Below are 19,415 nucleotides of genomic sequence, written 5' to 3'. Positions count from 1 at the left end.
TTAATAGCATCCTTACAATCTATTAATATTCACTTCAAATCTATCACGTAGACTATGGGCTGTGAGAAAAAATGATTCGGGGGGAACCTACACATGTTTACTAAAAATGTTAAAAAGAAACTCATTCCATTCGCTGTGATTTCATCATTAGCCGTTGCAGGATATGCTGGTGTATCTACAGATACAGGAGCGAAATCCGATAACAGCAAAAAAAATAATAATGAAATCGAGAATGTCATTTTCTTAATCGGTGACGGTATGGGGCCGGGCTATACAACGGCTTACCGCTCATTTATGGATGATAAAACAACACCTTATATGGAAAAAACAGCTTTTGATGAGTATCTAGTAGGCGCTCAAGAAACGTATTCATGGGATCCTGAAGAAAGCGTCACGGACTCTGCTGCAGCAGGAACGGCTATGGCTGCAGGGGTGAAGACTTATAACGGCGCGATTTCAGTTGACGTGGACAAAAATGAATTAAAGACGGTTCTAGAAGAAGCTAAGGAAAATAAGAAAGCAACTGGTCTTGTCTCTACTTCTCAAATTAACCATGCAACGCCAGCATCATTCGGTGCGCATGATGAAGATCGCAATAACTACAACGACATCGCTGACGATTATTATGATGAGATGATTAACGGTGAGCATAAAGTAGATGTACTACTTGGCGGAGGAACATCTTACTTCGAGCGCTCAGATCGCAACCTAACAAAGGAATTTCAAGAAGATGGCTACAGCTATGTAACATCGAAGGATGAACTTAAGAAAGATGAGAACGAACAAATCCTTGGCCTTTTCGCTCCAAAAGGAATGGATAAAGCGATCGACCGTACAGAAGATACACCATCTCTTGAAGAAATGACTGATGCCGCGCTTAACCGCTTAAGTGAAGATAAGGATGGCTTCTTCCTTATGGTAGAAGGTAGTCAAATTGACTGGGCTGGTCATGATAACGACGCTGTGGCAGCGATGAGTGAAATGGAAGACTTCGAGAAAGCTTACGCAGCAGCGATTGAATTTGCGAAAAAGGACAAGCATACGCTCGTCGTTACAACGGCTGACCACTCTACTGGTGGCTTCGCAATGGGACGTGACGGTGAATACAAATGGGATCCTGCCCCACTAAAAGCAGCGAAAAAGACACCTGACTACATGGCAGCACAGATCGCTGATGGCGCTGATGTTGAGAAAACACTTACCGAAAACATCGATCTTGACTTAACATCTGAAGAAATCACTTCTGTCAAAAAAGCCACTGAAACGAATGACGTTGTGGAAATTGACAATGCCATTGAAAAAATCTTTGATCTCCGTTCAGGTACTGGCTGGACAACTGGCGGACATACTGGTGTTGACGTGAACGTCTATGCTTACGGTCCACAATCTGAAAAGTTCGCAGGTCTTCACGACAATAGTGAAACAGGGCAATTGGTGATGGATCTTCTAAATGCGAAACAGAAAGGCGATCACGAGAAAGACGACGATCATGATGAAGATGACGATCGTGACCATGACAACGATCACCACAAGAAAGACAAATAAGGAAGAAACTCCCGTTGCTTTAAATGCATCGGGACTTTTCTTACTGATGAAGGAGTTTGGTTCAAGTGAATTATGTACTTGTTGCGCTTTTATCAGCATCCCTTTTTCTCGGAGGGTGTGCAGCGAACAATACTGAAAAGGGTGCGGAATCACAAACAGAGAATTCTACAACTACCGAAAAGTCTGAAACGAAGAGTGAACAAAAAGAGAATACTAGTGTAATCGACAGCCCTCAGGCGCCTGATGACAGCTCGCTAACAGAAGTTGGTCAAACATTCCAGGATGCAGACGGTTCCATTAAGTTAAAAGCTGTTTCTGATTATAACGAGAAAACAGAAATTGGTGATGTTGAGTTAACCATTTCAGATGTTAAAGTAATGAAATACGAGCCCTCCCCTGACTTGATTGATTTCTTCCACGGATATTCTACGAATGAAGAGAAATTCAACTATGTGAAGGTTCGGGTCAATATGAAAAACACATCGGATGAAACGGTTAACTTCGCTCCTGTTTCCTTACTTGAAACGAGTGATGGAGAGAAAAAAGGATACGACGATGATTTTTACTTGGAGAGTCTTTACGGAGATTTTGCTCCGGGTGAAGAACGGATCGGTCAGCTCGGTTTCGTATTGAACGAAACTGACGTTGAGAATCTCCAGTCGCTTACGATTCACACGAGCAACGTATTCGATGACCAGAAAGAAACGATCACGAATAGTAAGGAGATCACGATTCCTTTTTAAAGATGCCCTACGGGGTGTCTTTTTATATTTCGCGGATAAAAAGAGCGTTTCACGGAATTAAGTGATGTTTTCGCGGAAAAAAACCGATTATCGCGGAATTATTTCAATTTCCGCGGAAATAAGCTGTTAAGTTCCCTATCAGATTCAGTTCATCTTCCTACTTCATACCGTTTTATATCCCTTTTTTAAGTACCATAAGAAATAAGTTACAAAAGATAGACCTAGCCCACCGAAGAGAAAGACTGATTGAAGTTTGTACCCTTTGTTTTCGGATATCCAGTCCATCACAACATAAAAAACCGCTGCCAAATCTAGCATCCACATCTCCTCCAGAGTGTTTGATTACTAGATTATAAGCAAGCGGTTTGGAATATATACCAACTTTTTCATTATGTGAGTGAATTAAGGCGATCGGTTAGCTGCATGAATGACTCGCGGTCACGAGAATCAAGGGCCTGGTCAATTTCTTTCTTTAGAATGTCCTGTTTTTGTTCGATACTGGAAGCATTGATGTGTGCGATGAGCTGTTCGACCATTTCCTGTCTCTTTTCCGAAATCTGATTTTGGTAGACGTTTCGATTCTCCATCATCCAATCCTCCATTCATATTTATAGAAACGTGTTAACGTTTTCTATGCGATTAATTACAGTTTAACCGATTTTTACGAAATTTAAACAATAGTTTAGAAGATTCTAATAAATGAAGTCGAATTTTGTACTATTTTACTAGACTAGAGCTTAGAAAGTCTTAGTGATCATCTTCCTGCTTGGAAGCAGCAATTTGTGCAGAAGTCGTTTCGATCAGAGAGCGCTCCTTTTCCTTATGGTGCCTTCTAAGGGAAATAAATAGCGCTCTACTATAAAACCCTGATAATCGACCTTAATTCAAAATAATGTCGGCGAGTCCCTGACCAACTCCCCCAAAGCCTATGAAGGCGATGCGATGCGCCACTTGTGACACCTCCGTTTAGATTGATTGAAGCATTTCGTGCGCTGTTTTCGTTAGAATCGCTGTTCCAATCGGAAGACAGCGTTCATCAATATCAAATATAGGTGTATGAAGCTCCCTACTAATCCCGTCTCTTATTGCACTACCAAGGAAAAACATCGCTGCCGGCACTCGCTCTGCCATATAGGCAAAATCTTCACCGCCCAGGCCAAATGGTCCATGCGCAATTTCCATTTCTGGATCTAACTCAGTCACAACCTTTTCAATGATGCGATTCACGCGCGGTGAATTTCTGAGAGCAGGCTCGCCATGCTCAACATGAAACTCATATGTCCCGCCAAGTGCCTCCGCTATCTTAAATGCTTTTTCAAGCTCTATGGTTAATTTCTCTCTCGCTTCTGAAGAATAAGACCGAAATGTTCCAACTATCCTCACTTCATCTGGAATAACGTTGCTAGCACTGCCAGCGTGAATCTCACCAATGCTTGCCACTGCTGTCTCAAGGGGCGAAATGCGACGATTCACAATGCTATAGAGCGCTGGAAGCACAGAACATAACATCCAGATCGGATCCGATCCCAAATGAGGATACCCTCCGTGCCCCCCTGAGCCAGTTATCACTCCTTCAAATATGTCGACATTCGCCATGCTATCTCCATCATTTACTTGAATAACACCTACCGGCTGCCATGGACATACATGAAGCGCAACAGCTGCTTCCACGTCGTCTAACACCCCATCCAAAATCATATAAGAAGCACCTGAAAGGCCGCTCTCATCCGTTGCTTCTTCAGCAGGTTGGAAAATGAGCTTCACCGTACCATGAAGACTTCCATTACGCAGATCCTCAACTAGCAGCTTCGCAACGCCAAGTAACATCGCCGTGTGAGCATCATGACCACAGGCGTGCATCACGCCATCGTGCTTCGAACAATAGGCGTGAGTACCTGATTCGTGAATAGGGAGGGCATCCATGTCAGCTCTAATGGCAATGGTTGGTCCTGTTCCTCCACTAATTGTTCCAACTACTCCATGCCCCCCACACGCGTGAATGTGAGGCACACCGATTTCCCGTAAAGTTGTAGCAACGAATTCAGCCGTTTGCTTCTCTTGAAAGCTCAGTTCAGGATGCGCATGAAGCGTTCGCCGAAACCTTACTAACTCCTCCTTCATCGCCTCCGCTCGCTCCATTTCCGTATGCTTCGGCGCCATGACCGTCCCTCCTTTGCCTTCTGTCTACACCTTCGCCTCGCTGGATACGGATTGGAACGCCTGTTCAAGATCAGCAATCAAATCCTCAACATCCTCAATTCCCGCTGAATATCTGACGAGACCTTCTGGAATGCCCATAAGTGCCCGCTCTTCTGGCGTACATTCAACATGGCTCGTTGTACGAGAAGGTCCTACTGTCGTTTCCACCGCCCCGAGATTCGCCGCTCGGTTGGCATATTTTAATTTTGGAAGTAACTGACGCATCGTTTCAACGCCGCCTTTCACAGAGAAGCTGAACATTCCTCCGAAATCCTTCATCTGTTTCTTCGCAATCTCATGGCCTGGGTGCGTTTCAAGCCCCGGGTAAAAAACGGCTTCTACAAGCTCCTGAGTTTGGAGATATCTCGCAACCTTCATCGCGTTTTCACACTGTTTCTTCACCCTTAGATGCAATGTTTTCATACCTCTTAAAAGGAGATATGCGGCCATCGGATCCATTGTCGCTCCATTGATTTCTCGGTAGTGGTAGATTTTCTCGATCAGTTCTTTTCTTCCACAAATAACGCCTCCAAGTGCATCGGCATGGCCACCGAGAAACTTCGTTGCGCTATGAAGCACAAGATCAACACCGAGCTCGAGCGGATTTTGATTAATTGGCGTAGCGAACGTATTATCTACCACGACAAGTGCACCAACATCGTGACCTGCTTTCGCCATGCGCTTGATGTCCGTAATTTTTACCGTTGGATTTGTTGGCGTCTCGAGATAGAGAATCTTACATCCCTTTGCTACTTCCTCCTCAATCATCTCGTGATCTCCTGTTTCACATAACACGACTTCGATGTTCAACCTTGGCAGAAACTCGGTGAAGATTTTATTCGTACCTCCATATGTATCCTTAATGGATACGATACGGTCGCCAGGCAAAAGAAAAGTCGAGAGAGTGTTGCTGATGGCGGCCATCCCCGTCGAGAAACTAGTAGCTGACTCAGCCCCTTCAAGAGCTTTCACTTTGTCTTCAAAAGCCTGAACAGTTGGATTCGTATTTCGTCCGTAAATATGTCCCTTCTTGTTTCCAACCGCAACTTCATACCATTCGTCCATATCGTCATACCCATAAGCTACACTAAGAACGACCGGAACCTGAGTGGCCCCATGTACAAGATAATCCTTTTCCCCTGCCCATACCGCTTTTGTCCCATTGTTTGTTTTCTTCATCTTCATCATCTCCTTTTTCTAACTAGTGAATGGATGCCCATGCTTTCTTTTCCTTAAGCAAGTTGTACGTATACAGAGCGATCGCTGTGTCCTGGACACCCGTTCCAGTTAAATCGCATACCGTTACTTGCTCGTTAGTCACTCTGCCTTTCATACGCCCCGCCGTAATCTCACCAATTTCAATTGCCTTCTTCATCATTTGTTCCTTATTAACCGCATGGTGAATTTCTCCTAGTATACGAGACTGATTTTTCACATCACATACAAGAAGGTCCGCCCTTTCTAGAACTCCCGCTTCAAGCTCCTGCTTCGCTTCGGCATCTGATCCCATCGCGGTAATATGAAGGCCGCTGTGCAGCCATTCCTCTTTGATAATCGGGGTTGTCGCAGGGGTGGTTGTCACCACAATATCGCTATTCCGTACAACGTCTTCCGCGCTCGCTGCCTCAACCTTTATCCCAAGCCCAGCCTCCATGTCTTTCATATAGCGCGCAACGTTCTCTTCCTTCCGCCCATACACTAGTAGTCTTTCAATTGGACGTACGCGTGAAATCGTCTCAAGCTGATAGCGCGCCTGACTTCCTGATCCAATAACTCCTGCCGTTCGTGCGTCTTCTCTTGAAAGATGCTTCGCCGCCACTGCCCCTGCGGCTGCAGTTCGAATATCCGTTAAATATCCATTATCGAGAAGGAGCGCCTCAGGCTTTCCTGTTTGTGAGTCAAAAAGCATCATAAGACCATTTCCACTAGGTAATCCTCGTTTGTCATTATCAAAAAAACCCGTTGATACTTTGATCGCGAAATAATCTAGTCCTTCCACATAAGCTGATTTCACATCAACTTCTCCGTTGTAAGAAGGAATATCGATCCGCATAATCGGAGGCATCTCTACTCGCTTTGTAGCAAGACTCGTGAACGCATCCTCCACTACTTGAATGGTCTCCGCATTCAGACCAACATGCTTTCGAATCTCTTCCTCTGTTAAAAGAATCATCACATCACTCCTACACCGCATCATTATCCATCGCAAAAAGATTTGTTGCGGTAATTAGTTTTCGCGGCATGTTTGCCAGCACCTCAATGCCTGAATTAGTGACGTAAAAAGACTCACTAATTTCAATACCAAAATCGTCATACCAGATTCCTGGAATCATATGAAAAGCCATATTCGGCTTCAATACTGTTCGATCCCCCTGTCTGATGCTCGCCGTATGTTCACCCCAATCTGGCGGATAATTCAACCCCATGGAATACCCAATCCGCGAATCCTTGATAACACCGTACTTCGCAATTGTTCTGCGCCAAACTTCCTCCAATTCCTCGCACGTGACGCCTGGCTTCGCAAATGCAAGAGCTTCATTCAATCCTTCAACGACAACACTTGCGATGTCGTTCACTCGATCTTCCTGAGGACCGATCGATACCGTTCGAGCCATTGGACAGTGGTATCGTTTATAACAGCCAGCCAGCTCAATAATAACGAGATCTTTATCTCGGTACTTTTTATCAGACCAAGTTAGATGCGGTGTACATGTGTTTTCACCAGAAGGGAGCATGGGCACAATAGCAGGATAATCACCGCCGAACTCAGGCGTACCACGAATCAAACTTTGATAAATATCGCCAACCACATCACATTCACGAACCCCTTCTGCAATGGACTGAATCGCCTTTGTCATGCCACCTTCAACAAGTCTTGCCGCATTGCGAATATACGCAATTTCCTGATCTGACTTGATCATCCTCACATGATTGACGAGCAGCGTCGCGTTTTTCCAAACCGCATTCGGTAGTCCTTTTTTTAGATGTTCGAACGCAAGGGCCGAGAAATAATAAGCCCCCATCTCCACACCAATGACGCGATTTCCCTGACCAATTTGTCGCAGAATATCTGCTACAAAATCCATTGGATGCTTGACGTCTGAATGAACATAGTCATCCGTATAGGAAATGATGTTCTCACGATAGAGCCACGTCGTCGCTTTCGCACCATTCGCATCCATTTTTCTGCCGATCCAGAGCGGATGCTCTTCATCAATGATGACAACGACCATCTGATCAACATAGAAGGACCAACCGTCATAACCAGAGAGATAATTCATATTTGCTGGATCAGTGATCAACAACACTTCAAGCCCTTCCGCTTCCATCCGTCTCTTCGTGCGCTGAATCCGCTCCTGAAATTCACTCATCTCAAATGATTGCATCGAGATCATTCCCCCTCCCGCTATTTTATTTCTGAATATTTAGTTAATTAATTACATTCATCATACCTAACAGGAGGTTTTTAAGACATCCGCTAAATTGTATGAAGTTTACCTTTTCGGTTTAGACAATTTTAATCATGAGAGTTCTCTTGTAAACAAAAAAGGCAGTACCCCCACCCGGGTACCACCTTCTGAACATTACGATTTTACTTCAATAATATAAGTTGTTATTTCTTTAATTCTTCCATCCTTGAACTTATTAAATCGATAGGTTTCACAGAAAGCATAGACTTTCTTCTCTTCTAAGTCATTCGTTGTATGAATTGTTCCTTCGACAGCGGCAGTGATGCCATGCGTAATAATCGTCTTAATGGTTAATTCAATCTTTCCTTCTCGAGGCATCTCCTGAAACGCTCTCTCGAATGCATCTATTCCACTAATTTCATCTTCGCCTACCATATTCCACTTAATATCATCTGTCACACTATTTAAAACAATTTCCTTATTCCCTCGTATAAATGCTTCGTTAAACTCCTGAAGTAATTTGCCTTTCGCAGTCGCCATCACTCATTCGCCTCCATTACGTTTAAAGTATGTTCAAATAAGACAGCTCCTAAATCCAGTTCACTCCCCATAGACTGTGCAATAGAATCATATAAAATGTCATAATGACCGTTACAATCATGAAAATCACCGTAATAAACCTATAAGGTAGACCTTTTTTAAAAGTGATAATCGAAACAATAAACGAAATAGTAGCCATTGCATAGTAAGCAAAGAACAGCGGATAAAATGTATAAGGGCCTATAAACAGACAGAACACTGCAAACTGAAGAATGAAAGCTAAAAAAGAGAATGATAGCCATAGTAAGGAACTTTTGTACACCAATGCAGTAACAATCGACAATAGGAAAGTACAAGAAAGTAGGACGACAAGGGACCATTCGTAAACAAAAAACAACGATTCGTTCGATACCGCTAGAAAGTATCCAATAATTGATAACGGAAGAATAGCTAGTAGGAGAAGCGCATTTATCTTAATATAGCTTAATTCATTCAGCTTCAAATGATCATGACTTAATTCCGTTGAAGTCAAAAGCGTCCCTCCTTTAAAACGTCGGAATCTCTTAACCCAACCGACCAAATTTTGATGCTTAAATCAAGTAAAAACACGTCATCAGGATTCACTAAAGATAGCCTTGTCAACGATTCAATTTTTCTTAGTCGATACAGAAGAGACTGCCTATGAAGATTGAGCTTTCGAGCGGTTTGACTTACGTTCCCATTATTTAAATGATAGGCAGTGAACGTACCGATAAGATCCATCTTTCGCTTCTCATCGTAATCAACGAGCGGGGTGATCGTTGACATCGTAACCTCCTGCACATCCTTATCATACGAGAGACGTTGCAACAAACGATTGATTTTCGTATCTTCATAATCAATTCGACTGCCCGCGCCTTTTTGTTTTCTTCCAAGCTCTAGAGCTACGCATGCTTTACTGTAGCTGTCTTCGAAAACAATCACGCCATCACCATGCTGCGCGATCCCCCAAGTAAGCAAGACCCCAGGAAGCAATCGGCTCAACCTCCTCTCCAATAAGTCGAGGTATTGATTCACAAGTTCATTCGTTCCAGGGGTCGTTTCTAGAAAGATAAGTAGCTTCGATTCTTGAACGGTTGTCAGAACTCTCTTCTGAATCGTTTCTCCAGCAAGAAGAATTTCCTCGCTCACATAATAGATCATACTTTCAAACCAGTGTTGGTAAGAAGCAAATCCATCTTGATTTTTTCTGAATAGCTCCTCAAGATTATCAAGTTCCCCTACAACACAAACATAGGGTAGCGTGAGGTTATATCCGAGGAGTTTTCCTCTTGAAAGAAGACGCTCTTTCGATACAAATTCTCCATTTGCTAAACTAAGAATAAAATCATCCTTTAATCGTATTTCCGTCTCTTCAATCGCGCTATCTTTTAGAAAAGAAAGGGCCGCAGCAGTTGTGGCATGCTCAAGAAGATTCGTATCCAAATTGTTCGGATGATTAACGGAAAATATCACCATTTGACCCTGTTCCTTACCTGCAGACTGAATTCTCATCAACAGTCCAGGAGTATCACCAATGACGATTTTCTCCATTTTTTTATGAAGAGGATGAAGATTTCCATCATGAACAACGGTCACATGGCACTCACAGTGGCGTTGCCAATGAATAACATGTTCAGTGGTACACCCTGCTTTGCCTTTCACTCTTCCTAAAGGGTCAGTGATCAGGACAGGAGAGCTGAGATGTTTATGAACATAACGAGCTATATCTGAAAAGCTCCCGCCTTGAAGAACCATTTCTAAGAGACGTTGCTGTACCTCTTCTGATCGCTTCAGCTCTTCCTGCTGATAGTGATTAATTTTCTCCATACAAGAATGAATCACATCGGAAAACCGAATTTCCCAGGTCATTTCAATAAGAACAAAACCCCTCTGTTCTGCGAAGGAAATCACCCGTTTTGGAATATCATATAAATGTCGACCTGTTGCAAGGGCAAGGGCTGAAGCGCCTGATTCATAAACATCCTGGACAAAACGAAGCAAAGCATCTGAATCGTTGCCAAGACCCACGCCAGTGGAAAGAACGAACTCATACTGACGCACAAAATTTTCAACAGGTGTTTCAATTACTGAGACCCACTCGACTTGTTTTTGTTCGAGATGAGACTTTCCAGAAAGGACTCTTGCATCCGCAAGCATTGGTAACGTTGTGATTTCCCAAAGATTAACAGCCATCTTCATCATCCTTGTGTGCGGAAATGATCTCAAGCAAACGGTCAACATCCACATTACTCCCGCTTACAAGCGCCGCTGTTCTCAACCCTATTTTTCTCGTTTTTTTATGTAAAAGGACTGAAACAGCTGTTGCTGCAGCTCCTTCAACTCCAATCTGATGGTGTCGGAATAGAAAGGACATGCCACGCGCAATCTCTTCTTCTGAAAGCAACACGATATCATCCACGTAATTCTTCACCATCGTGAACGTGTATCGATTATCCGTCCCTATCCCACCTAGTAAACTATCAGCTAGCGTTGTTTCTTCAGGTATAATCACGGGACGATTCGCGCGAACACTTTCGTACATCACAGCTGCACGCTTCATTGAAACTCCGATTACCTGAATGTTCGGATTCGTCGCTTTCAATCCGAGTGCAATTCCTGATAGAAGGCCTCCTCCTGACAAAGGGATCACGCACGTATCGAGGTTCGGAAGTTCTTCAAGTAGTTCAAGTGCAATCGTTCCTTGTCCAGCGATGACTTCAGGATCATCGAATGGTTTAATAACCGTCATCCCTTCCCGATCTCGCAGTTCATAGCTAAACGCCTCAGCATCATCTTGATTTTGACCAGCTTTTCGAACTTCCGCTCCCATCTCACTAAGCTTCTTCACTTTATTTATAGGAACGCGATTCGAGATGCAAATATGTGCTCTCACTCCAAGCAGCCTTGCTACATAAGCCACCGCTAATCCGTGATTACCGGTAGAGAACGTCGTAACACCTTTCTTCCGTTCTTCCTCTGACAAACTCAGAATCTTATTGGCTGCTCCCCGCAATTTAAACGAACCCGTTTCCTGAAGGTTCTCTAATTTAAGATAAGCCGCTGTATCACTTACACTTGAAAGTCTTTCTGATTGAACGAGAGGGGTTGTTTTAATAAATGATGCAATGCGCTTCTTAGCGATCCAAATATCTTGGAGCGAAGGCGGGGTTACGGTTATTGGTTGAAGGCGATTATGGGAAGTGACCATATGCAATGATGCCTCCTTTGGGAGAGTTTAAATGATATGTTGCAAATTCGATATATTCTGTTAATTATATCGCAATTAGGGAAAAGTTTCTAATTTACTAGAACTTCATTTCTCAAAAGGGAGATCGTTTCATAAGGTTCACACGATCCCAACTGTTGCTCACTTTTCTCACGAAAAAAACGCCATTCCCAAAAATAGGAATGGCGCTTGCTTTTATTTATTCTTAATATGCTTTCCTTTACCAAAATAGAAGATACCTGATAAGATCCCTACGATCACCATAATGATCGAGAAAATCAGGCCAGCTACCGCACCAAATTGAACGATGAATGGTACAGATAGCGCCGTTACTAGTCCACCGCCAAGGAACGGCTCATAGACGAGCTGCTTGTAACCAAATGCTTCAAATGCTGGAGATTCATTATCAGGGTCAACGATGCGCATTAGTAGCAATCCAGTTGCTGTAACACCCATTGATTGACCGAAATCACCGATACCTCGTTCAAACCAGTAGTCTGGAATGATTTTTGGAGCAAGGGTAAGGAAACCAAATAAGTTCCATGAAATTCCTGCTACAGCCAATATTAAGAATGGCACGAGATACTCACCAATGACATCAAGGGAAACTGTTGCGATGGCTGTGATGATTAACACATCAAGCGCAAGTCCTTGAATACGATTGATCATACGACGATCAACAAGATTGTATTTATCTTTCTTGCTGAAGAAGACTTGAAGAATAATACCACCGAACATCGCGATCGGGAATAGCGGTATATACTTCATGAAGCTTGAGCCTGTCCAATTTGTAATCGTAATACTTTCTAGACCAATTAACCCCTGAAGAATTAACCAACCGATCAGAATCGCAAGCATCACAATTGATAAGTGAAACGATAGAGGTTCAATTGATTCAGGGCGAGTCGTCATTTTACCCGCTGGTTCACGATTTTGATATTCCATAATGCCCTGCTTACGTAGATCAGAGAAGCCATTCACGTCTTTGATCACTTTGGTTTTACCTCTACGAACGGCCCAGTTAATTAGAATAATACCGAAGATAACACCTGAAAGCACACCTACCGTCGCAAGACCGATAGCGAGGTCAAATGCTTCTTCAAATCCGAGCTCTTCAAATGTACTTGCCATACCTGCAGCCGTACCGTGACCACCTTCGAACGCTACTTCAATCAGCGCCCCAGCCATAGCCGGTATATCGAAGAATGGGGTTAAGATTAGAATGGCGACGAGTAAACCGATCACATATTGTCCCCAGCCAATCGCCCAACCGAATGCTAGTTGTGGACCACCAAATGTCCAAATATCTCGGAGCTTTGGCATTGTTGCTCCAAGAAATAGTGATGCAAAGACAACATTAATCATTAAACCTGGTAATGCTGACCATACTTCTATAATTGTGCCCGTCATAATTCCATTTGCGAGAAAATGATCTTCAGAAACGAAGTTCAGCATAATTTTCCCAAGCACTTGTGGCCCGAGAAGCAATGCGATAAATCCACCGATAATGGAGGAAGGTAAGAATAAGTTCTGTAAGACCTTTACTTTCAAACGAATGATCTTCCCTATTAGAAGAAAAACACCGATATACAACAACGCGAATCCAATTTGTTCCGGATTCATTTCTTTCACCTCTTTGGTTTTTATGATTCCTCAGCTAATGAGGCAGCTGCTTCACCAAATTGGTGATACGAACAGTCCACTTTTTCAGTTCCTCGAAAAAGAAACGATAAAACTTATTTTTGGAAATTAGTTATAGGTTTTTTTGTAGAAATACGTTGTGAAAATTTAAAATTTTTCATCTATTTTCCGATGAAAAAACGAGATTATGGCTACGCACCCTCCTAACAAATGAGATAAAGCTTTAATATCCCTGCTTTCTAACCTCTTAGGCACAATCATGTTATAATCGTTAAATGCAATATCAGGTCTTAGGGATCACGACTACAGTTCGACAAAAAAGTGTATTAAAATAGAGATAGCGAAAAATAGGAGTGGTAGAGATGGAAAAAGAAATCAAACTAATTGCATTAGATATGGATGGCACTCTTGTCAATCATGACGGAGACGTGTCAGAAGAAAATGAAGCGGCTGTTCAGCGCGCGAAAGAGAAAGGCATTCACGTCGTGTTAAGCACGGGACGCTCACTGCCTTTCTGCCGAGATATCGCAGAACAACTTGGACACTCCGCTTACTTAGTTACAGTAAACGGCGGACAGATTTTTGATAAAGAACTAAACCTAGTTGATAGCTCTCACCTGGATTATGAACTTGTTGAACGTTTGTGGGAACTAAAAGTGAAGCATGATGTGTATTTCTGGTCATCTACAACAGAAGGCGTATTTAATACACAAAAGCCGTTTGACCGAGAAATCAATGACTACACATGGTTGAAATTTGGCTTTGATATTAAAGACGATGATATTCGCAAAATCATTACTGATGAAGTCACAGCGAATGAGGCGTTTGAAGTAACGAATTCAAGCCCAACAAACCTTGAAATCAATCCATCTGGCGTTAATAAAGCTGCAGCACTCATGAAAGTTTGCGACTGGCTTGACCTTTCAATGGAGAATGTCATGGCCGTTGGCGATAGCATGAATGACATTGCGATGATACGCGAAGCTGGCTTTGGTGTCGCAATGGGTAACGCTCAAGACCGCGTCAAAGAAGCCGCAAACTGGGTGACTAAAGACTATACTGAGCACGGCGTTGCTTACGCTATAGATCAAGTATTGAAGGGATAATGGTGCCTGTCACCGCCCGAATAAACTCAATAAATGTCGAAAAAAGCGCAGTGGATTTACTCCACTGCGCCTTTTCCTTTTCACGCTTATTTCTCCGTGACTTCAAGCACATAAGGTTTATGTGTATGAAGCTCTTCCCCCTTCTCAACATGAACTTTCAGCTTGTACGTTCCTGGCTCGGAGATTTCTATCATTCCTTCATACATACCTTCACCGTTCTCTTCTGTTTCTGTGTAGGTATGCTTTTCCCCTCCTTCTTTCCAGTATTCAAAACGCACATTAGCTTCTGGAAGGAGCTCTTCCTCTTCAGTAATTGTTGTCATCAGAACACCTGGATTCATCTCATCATTCTCAAGAGAGATGCTAACGTGTGCACCATGACCTTCGTGCTCATCTGTCTTCTCTTCAGAGATCATAACCTTAAAGGAAGACTCATCCATTTGTTCTTCTTCTGAAGACTCAGTCTCCTCATTCTTCGACATACTACCAGCCTCTTCACTGTTCATACTAGATTGGCTCGCCTCTTCACTAGAATTAGTGGCGTCATTTCCTCCGCCAGCCTCATCCCCAGCTCCTGAACATGCGCCTAGCGCTAACAAACAGGTAATCCCTATAGTAAGTGATAGTCTCTTCACTCGATCCATCTCCTTTTCGGCCTAATTTCCCTGCCTAGAGAAGTTTCTCTTTATACAAAGCTAACGGAAAAAAGATCAGCATAGATCACTTAATCACTGGAAGAATTAAATTCCCCAGGTATTCCCTCATTATTGAAACTCATTTTCTAACCGTAGTAAAATATTCTCTTTATTCTATTTATTCCGACATATTACATGAACTATCCACTGGAAACTGTTACCATATAACAAGGGATGGCAAAAAAATACTTAATCCGGGGAGGAAGAAGATGAAAAAACTCGTTTCTTTGTTAGCAACTTTCTTATTGGTATTTGGATTTACGAACGTAGGGTATGCAGCGGATGATAAGAATTGTGATGACTTCTCTTCTCAAGAAGAAGCGCAAAATTATTATGAAAGCAATGACCCTGATGCGGACCCAAGCGGCCTTGACCGTGACAATGATGGAGAAGCTTGTGAAACTCATTCCTATAGTGGATCTACTTCATCTGATGAAGAAGCAACATCAGGCGGCGAATCTTCCGATGAAGAAATGACTAGTGAAGAAAGCTCAGAAGCAGCTGACAGCGAAGGCGCTGAAATGGCCGATACAGCAACTAGCTATCCTGTTTATATGTTGCTTGGACTTGCTATCGCAGCATTCGGCTCTCTTCTACTATTAAAAAGACGCGTCCACTCTTAATACACATACCATCCCATCGAGATAGGCGAACGCCTATCTCGATTTCTAAAGAAGGTGATCAATGGTGGTAAACAAGCTCAGTATTCTACTCATTTTAATCGGTCTGATTTTAACCGGCTGGAGCGGATATGAATGGTGGAGTCAGAAGAGTGTCACAACCTTTCAACCTGAAAAAGCCCAGGCCATTTCAAGGAATTGGGAGGAAACTGGTTATCAAAAGACAGTTAATCGAGAAGTGATTCAGACAAGTGATGCTACACCATCAAGTGAAGCATTTCATGCGAAAACAGGGGAAAAAATCGGTGAATTAACAATCCCTCAATTAGGATATCTCTACCCGATCTATTGGGGAACCGATGAACAAACGTTGAAACAGGGAGTTGGTATGTATGACACAGATTTCACAACTTTACCAAGTCAAGCAGGCCACACTGCACTTGCAGGACACCGCGATACCGTTTTTGACGGCCTTGATCAACTAAAAAAAGGTGATCGTCTTTACCTCACATTAGACGATACAACATATGAATATCAAATCCGCAAAACGTGGATTACAGACGAGCATGATCGTAGCGTTATTGTGGATAAGAATTCCCCCACTCTCACACTCACTACGTGCTATCCGTTTGATTACCTCGGCTCCGCACCAGATCGTTACATCATTCAGGCAAGTTTAATACAAGTCGATGACGGGAGTGACTCGCAATCCTGAGTTACCCCTAATTCGAAATGCCGCAACAAAATAGCTATGTTAGCTTATATTGTTGATACCTCGATATTGGCTCATTTGAGTGAAATTATAGTTTCACTCGCCTTTCAGCTCTCTGATGACCACAATCAACAACATTCATTAACAATTCCATATAAAAAAAGAGAACTGAGTCATCAGTTCCCTTCATCATGTTAGCGTATTTGACTAATCGAAAGCTTTTCCTGAACGATTCGAATCGCTTCAGCAAGTAGCGGAGCAATCGATAGGACTTTAATTTTATCAAGATCTTCTGAATCTGGAAGAGAGATGGTATTCGTTACAACCACTTCTTTAATGTTCGATTCAGCAATTTCTTCCGTTGCGTGACCAGAAAGAACAGCGTGGGTAAATGTCGCGTAGACGTCTTTCACACCGTTCTCTTCAAGAATGCGTGACGTAAACGTAACGTTTCTACCAGTATCAATCATATCATCAATAATAATCGCTGTTTTCCCTTGAACATCACCAATAACATTCACAGTGGATGGTTCTCCTGTGTCATAAGAGCGACGATCAATCAAAGCGATTGGCGCGTCTAGCATTGACCCTAATTTACGTGCACGAAGCGCACTGCTATTGTCGGGTGCCACAACAACAACATTTTCTAAATTCTTGTTCTCAAAATATTCAGCAAGGATCGGAATACCAGAAACTTGGTCAACTGGGATATTGAAAAATCCCTCAATTTGATTGGCATGCAAATCAATTGTTAACACGCGCGTTGCGCCCGAACGTTCTAGCATATTCGCAATCAATTTTGCTGTGATCGGCTGTCTTGGTCCCGTCTTTCGATCCTGTCTTGCATATCCATAATACGGTAGCACAACATTAATGGTTTTAGCTGATGCTCGTTTTAATGCATCAATCATAATCAAGAGCTCCATCAAATAGTCGTTTCCTGAGCCTGCGATCGATTGTACAAGGTATGTATCGCAACCACGGATGCTTTCCTCAACGTTCATGTGGATTTCACCGTCACTAAAGCGTTTAACGGAACAATTTCCAACTTTAACCCCAAGTGTCTCTACAATTTCTTGAGCCAACTCCGGATTTGAGTTCAAAGCGAACACTTTCACATCTTCTTCATGGCGTAGCATAGCGTAGCTCCTTTATCTTTCGTTTATCCCACGAATGTTCCATTCACAATACAACTGTGTATGAAGCATTTACATATGTATTTAGTTTAAACTTCTCCTCCACTATACCATACACGGAAGCTCAATTTCTGCAGATTTTTTTTGGAATTTCTATCAAAAACCACATATTTATTACTCTTCTTCATATGTATACGCTTCATTTCGTTCACTCCAAATCAGATGGGAACTTTCCCCTTTACCTCCACCTAATTGATTGAATGATACATATGATAATTGAGCCAAATATAAGCGTGAGGAATACAGGAAGAATCCATGGTGTTAAGCCAACCTGTGAACCATTTGCCATTGATATGGTTTCGATTGTTATAACTGAAAACATGAGAGCGATTGTGTTCTTTAAAAAATGAATAAGAGCAACTGCCGTTCGATACTGTAGCTCAGCATTGCCTTTTGTAATGTGAACTACATAATTAAATACGTGCGGATAGCGCTCTAACATAGATAATCCACCCCACAGTAAAATGCCAAAAATAGGTAGAAAGAACAGCACCAGTTTACTTCCCCAATGATCTGCTTGACCCGCTACATCAAAATGAATGGGAACTTCTGATGGGAGACCTGACCAATTTAACAAAAGATAACCAAGAGAAAGACATAAGAAAACCAATCCAGCTATATCAAACAGTTTCTGAAGTATCGACTTTTCAATTTTAATTATCGGACGATCAGTCATTTAACCCCCCCTTTTCATTACTTACGTTACTAGGGTAACTCTAGTTTCAGAACAAGCATGCTAAAAATATAGCCCGCTCTCAAAATAAAAGTGAGCGGGCTAGAACACATACTTTCCATTACATCTTCGCAACTTTTCTTGACTCTTCATCAATTTTCTTCATCTCGTCTTGTGTCAGCTTAAATCCTAACACTTTCACATTATCTTCTGCATGCTTTAATTTCGAAGCTCCTGGGATGGCTACAACCGTGTCTCCATGGAAATGAACGAGCCAGTTTAATGCCACCTGTCCTGCTCCCACGCCATAAGCATTCCCAATCTCTTTTAACACATTAATAAGTGGCAGCGTTCTAGCTAATCCCTGTGGTTTGAACTGAGACATATGCTTTCTCGGTCCAGAAAGGTTTGCTGCTAAGTCGGGATGATCATGGAATTTTCCAGTTAAAATCCCCTGTTCAAGTGGAGAATAGGCAATGATCGTCACACCGTTTTGCTTCGCAAGATCGAGTACACCGTTTGTCTCAATTCTTCTATCGAGTAAGCTATACTTCATCTGGTTAGAAGCAAGGCTTGCTTCGTGACGGTTCAACTCTTGAATCGCACGATCCATTTTATCGCGATTGAAGTTACTTACACCAACAGCGCCAATATGACCCTCTTTCACGAGCGAGGCCATTTGATTCATCTCCTTTTCTGGCGAGGAGAAGGAAAACGGTTGGTGCACTTGATAAAGGTCAATACGCCGACCCTTTAATGCGTCTTTTCGTTTTTGAATCGTTCCTGTAATCGATCCTGCTGTACGCAAAAGCGGCCACCATTTAGTCGCGATGAGCGCATCTTCTTCTTTTATTTCAAGACGATTTAACGCTCCAGCAAGGGCTTCTTCTGACTTTCCCTTTCCGTAAGCTTCCGCTGTATCGAACCAGTTAATCCCGCCGTCTAAGCTCATTTTCACAATTGCGTCCATATCGGCTTCAGAAATCGTAGAGAAATAGCTTCCAATTAAGCCGCTACCTTGACTAAATTGCCACGTTCCGAGGCCGATCGGAGAAATCTCATAATTTGTCTGTCCTAGTCTTCTCACG

20 protein-coding genes are annotated in these 19,415 nt (G+C 42.7%); 5 read left to right on the top strand and 15 right to left on the bottom strand.

From position 1 onward, the window contains the following. The first annotated feature begins 93 nt into the window (after positions 1 to 93). A complete protein-coding gene (locus tag AC0VYV_RS05585; RefSeq protein WP_475374557.1) occupies positions 94 to 1,545 on the top strand; it encodes an alkaline phosphatase in 1,452 nt (483 codons plus the stop codon). 65 nt (positions 1,546 to 1,610) lie between these two features. Beyond that, a complete protein-coding gene (locus AC0VYV_RS05580) occupies positions 1,611 to 2,288 on the top strand; it encodes a DUF4352 domain-containing protein (RefSeq protein WP_475374556.1) in 678 nt (225 codons plus the stop codon). Positions 2,289 to 2,450: 162 nt separating this feature from the next. Here the strand turns inward: AC0VYV_RS05580 and AC0VYV_RS05575 are convergent, their stop codons facing one another. The 11 genes from AC0VYV_RS05575 to AC0VYV_RS05525 all read right to left on the bottom strand — a co-directional run bounded on the left by AC0VYV_RS05575 (position 2,451) and on the right by AC0VYV_RS05525 (position 13,307). Beyond that, positions 2,451 to 2,606, bottom strand: a complete 156-nt coding sequence (locus AC0VYV_RS05575) for a hypothetical protein (RefSeq protein ID WP_475374555.1) — start codon at positions 2,604 to 2,606, stop codon at positions 2,451 to 2,453. Between the two features lie 71 nt (positions 2,607 to 2,677). Beyond that, on the bottom strand, positions 2,678 to 2,875 hold the full coding sequence (locus tag AC0VYV_RS05570; protein WP_427392031.1) for an IDEAL domain-containing protein: 198 nt from the start codon (positions 2,873 to 2,875) through the stop codon (positions 2,678 to 2,680). 379 nt (positions 2,876 to 3,254) lie between these two features. Continuing rightward, positions 3,255 to 4,448, bottom strand: coding sequence for a M20 metallopeptidase family protein (locus tag AC0VYV_RS05565; protein WP_475368569.1), 1,194 nt, complete (start codon positions 4,446 to 4,448; stop codon positions 3,255 to 3,257). A 24-nt stretch (positions 4,449 to 4,472) separates the two neighbouring features. Then, on the bottom strand, positions 4,473 to 5,675 hold the full coding sequence (locus AC0VYV_RS05560; protein ID WP_430244637.1) for a cystathionine gamma-synthase family protein: 1,203 nt from the start codon (positions 5,673 to 5,675) through the stop codon (positions 4,473 to 4,475). Positions 5,676 to 5,688: 13 nt separating this feature from the next. Next, positions 5,689 to 6,660 carry a cyclodeaminase gene (locus AC0VYV_RS05555; RefSeq protein ID WP_475366794.1) on the bottom strand — a complete coding sequence of 324 codons (972 nt, stop codon included), beginning with the start codon at positions 6,658 to 6,660 and terminating at the stop codon, positions 5,689 to 5,691. Between the two features lie 10 nt (positions 6,661 to 6,670). Further along, a complete protein-coding gene (locus tag AC0VYV_RS05550) occupies positions 6,671 to 7,873 on the bottom strand; it encodes a M24 family metallopeptidase (RefSeq protein WP_430244643.1) in 1,203 nt (400 codons plus the stop codon). A 198-nt stretch (positions 7,874 to 8,071) separates the two neighbouring features. Further along, on the bottom strand, positions 8,072 to 8,437 hold the full coding sequence (locus AC0VYV_RS05545) for a nuclear transport factor 2 family protein (RefSeq protein WP_475366793.1): 366 nt from the start codon (positions 8,435 to 8,437) through the stop codon (positions 8,072 to 8,074). A gap of 49 nt (positions 8,438 to 8,486) precedes the next feature. Continuing rightward, positions 8,487 to 8,969, bottom strand: a complete 483-nt coding sequence (locus AC0VYV_RS05540) for a hypothetical protein (protein WP_430244650.1) — start codon at positions 8,967 to 8,969, stop codon at positions 8,487 to 8,489. Beyond that, positions 8,966 to 10,651, bottom strand: a complete 1,686-nt coding sequence (locus AC0VYV_RS05535) for a PucR family transcriptional regulator (RefSeq protein ID WP_475366792.1) — start codon at positions 10,649 to 10,651, stop codon at positions 8,966 to 8,968. Before AC0VYV_RS05535 ends, AC0VYV_RS05540 begins: the two co-directional genes overlap by 4 nt. Beyond that, positions 10,641 to 11,666 carry a pyridoxal-phosphate dependent enzyme gene (locus AC0VYV_RS05530; protein WP_475366791.1) on the bottom strand — a complete coding sequence of 342 codons (1,026 nt, stop codon included), beginning with the start codon at positions 11,664 to 11,666 and terminating at the stop codon, positions 10,641 to 10,643. The genes AC0VYV_RS05535 and AC0VYV_RS05530 overlap by 11 nt, the downstream gene beginning before the upstream one ends. 213 nt (positions 11,667 to 11,879) lie before the next feature. Then, positions 11,880 to 13,307 (bottom strand): sodium/glutamate symporter, encoded by a 1,428-nt coding sequence (locus tag AC0VYV_RS05525; protein ID WP_430244659.1) that lies wholly within the window; start codon positions 13,305 to 13,307, stop codon positions 11,880 to 11,882. 365 nt (positions 13,308 to 13,672) lie between these two features. Between AC0VYV_RS05525 and AC0VYV_RS05520 the strand changes: the two genes are divergently transcribed. Then, positions 13,673 to 14,431 carry a Cof-type HAD-IIB family hydrolase gene (locus tag AC0VYV_RS05520; protein ID WP_371018191.1) on the top strand — a complete coding sequence of 253 codons (759 nt, stop codon included), beginning with the start codon at positions 13,673 to 13,675 and terminating at the stop codon, positions 14,429 to 14,431. A gap of 86 nt (positions 14,432 to 14,517) precedes the next feature. Here the strand turns inward: AC0VYV_RS05520 and AC0VYV_RS05515 are convergent, their stop codons facing one another. After that, positions 14,518 to 15,066 (bottom strand): FixH family protein, encoded by a 549-nt coding sequence (locus AC0VYV_RS05515; RefSeq protein ID WP_475374554.1) that lies wholly within the window; start codon positions 15,064 to 15,066, stop codon positions 14,518 to 14,520. A 269-nt stretch (positions 15,067 to 15,335) separates the two neighbouring features. Here AC0VYV_RS05515 and AC0VYV_RS05510 point away from each other — a divergent pair, with 269 nt between their 5' ends. Together AC0VYV_RS05510 and AC0VYV_RS05505 are read left to right on the top strand one after the other, a co-directional pair. Continuing rightward, positions 15,336 to 15,749 (top strand): excalibur calcium-binding domain-containing protein, encoded by a 414-nt coding sequence (locus AC0VYV_RS05510; RefSeq protein ID WP_303530082.1) that lies wholly within the window; start codon positions 15,336 to 15,338, stop codon positions 15,747 to 15,749. Between the two features lie 61 nt (positions 15,750 to 15,810). Further along, positions 15,811 to 16,461, top strand: coding sequence for a class D sortase (locus AC0VYV_RS05505; protein WP_475366789.1), 651 nt, complete (start codon positions 15,811 to 15,813; stop codon positions 16,459 to 16,461). A 191-nt stretch (positions 16,462 to 16,652) separates the two neighbouring features. Here the strand turns inward: AC0VYV_RS05505 and AC0VYV_RS05500 are convergent, their stop codons facing one another. The 3 genes from AC0VYV_RS05500 to AC0VYV_RS05490 form a co-directional block, all read right to left on the bottom strand. Then, entirely contained in the window at positions 16,653 to 17,597 is a 945-nt protein-coding gene (locus AC0VYV_RS05500; protein WP_194220564.1) for a ribose-phosphate diphosphokinase, read from the bottom strand. A gap of 235 nt (positions 17,598 to 17,832) precedes the next feature. After that, a complete protein-coding gene (locus tag AC0VYV_RS05495) occupies positions 17,833 to 18,330 on the bottom strand; it encodes an SdpI family protein (RefSeq protein WP_475366788.1) in 498 nt (165 codons plus the stop codon). A gap of 118 nt (positions 18,331 to 18,448) precedes the next feature. Further along, positions 18,449 to 19,414, bottom strand: a complete 966-nt coding sequence (locus AC0VYV_RS05490; RefSeq protein ID WP_475366787.1) for an aldo/keto reductase — start codon at positions 19,412 to 19,414, stop codon at positions 18,449 to 18,451. Position 19,415: the final 1 nt, after the last annotated feature.

It is taken from the genome of Anaerobacillus sp. QJM3NY_17 (genome assembly GCF_056173665.1).
This window is presented reverse-complemented; position numbering and strand designations above follow the sequence as displayed.

Bases quoted from the DNA above. Each gene is read 5' to 3' on its own strand.
- AC0VYV_RS05585 (WP_475374557.1), top strand. From the start codon at position 94: ATGTTTACTAAAAATGTTAAAAAGAAACTCATTCCATTCGCTGTGATT.
- AC0VYV_RS05575 (WP_475374555.1), bottom strand. From the start codon at position 2,606: ATGCTAGATTTGGCAGCGGTTTTTTATGTTGTGATGGACTGGATATCC.
- AC0VYV_RS05570 (WP_427392031.1), bottom strand. From the start codon at position 2,875: ATGGAGAATCGAAACGTCTACCAAAATCAGATTTCGGAAAAGAGACAG.
- AC0VYV_RS05565 (WP_475368569.1), bottom strand. From the start codon at position 4,448: ATGGCGCCGAAGCATACGGAAATGGAGCGAGCGGAGGCGATGAAGGAG.
- AC0VYV_RS05560 (WP_430244637.1), bottom strand. From the start codon at position 5,675: ATGATGAAGATGAAGAAAACAAACAATGGGACAAAAGCGGTATGGGCA.
- AC0VYV_RS05555 (WP_475366794.1), bottom strand. From the start codon at position 6,660: ATGATTCTTTTAACAGAGGAAGAGATTCGAAAGCATGTTGGTCTGAAT.
- AC0VYV_RS05550 (WP_430244643.1), bottom strand. From the start codon at position 7,873: ATGCAATCATTTGAGATGAGTGAATTTCAGGAGCGGATTCAGCGCACG.
- AC0VYV_RS05545 (WP_475366793.1), bottom strand. From the start codon at position 8,437: ATGGCGACTGCGAAAGGCAAATTACTTCAGGAGTTTAACGAAGCATTT.
- AC0VYV_RS05535 (WP_475366792.1), bottom strand. From the start codon at position 10,651: ATGGCTGTTAATCTTTGGGAAATCACAACGTTACCAATGCTTGCGGAT.
- AC0VYV_RS05530 (WP_475366791.1), bottom strand. From the start codon at position 11,666: ATGGTCACTTCCCATAATCGCCTTCAACCAATAACCGTAACCCCGCCT.
- AC0VYV_RS05525 (WP_430244659.1), bottom strand. From the start codon at position 13,307: ATGAATCCGGAACAAATTGGATTCGCGTTGTTGTATATCGGTGTTTTT.
- AC0VYV_RS05510 (WP_303530082.1), top strand. From the start codon at position 15,336: ATGAAAAAACTCGTTTCTTTGTTAGCAACTTTCTTATTGGTATTTGGA.
- AC0VYV_RS05505 (WP_475366789.1), top strand. From the start codon at position 15,811: ATGGTGGTAAACAAGCTCAGTATTCTACTCATTTTAATCGGTCTGATT.
- AC0VYV_RS05500 (WP_194220564.1), bottom strand. From the start codon at position 17,597: ATGCTACGCCATGAAGAAGATGTGAAAGTGTTCGCTTTGAACTCAAAT.
- AC0VYV_RS05495 (WP_475366788.1), bottom strand. From the start codon at position 18,330: ATGACTGATCGTCCGATAATTAAAATTGAAAAGTCGATACTTCAGAAA.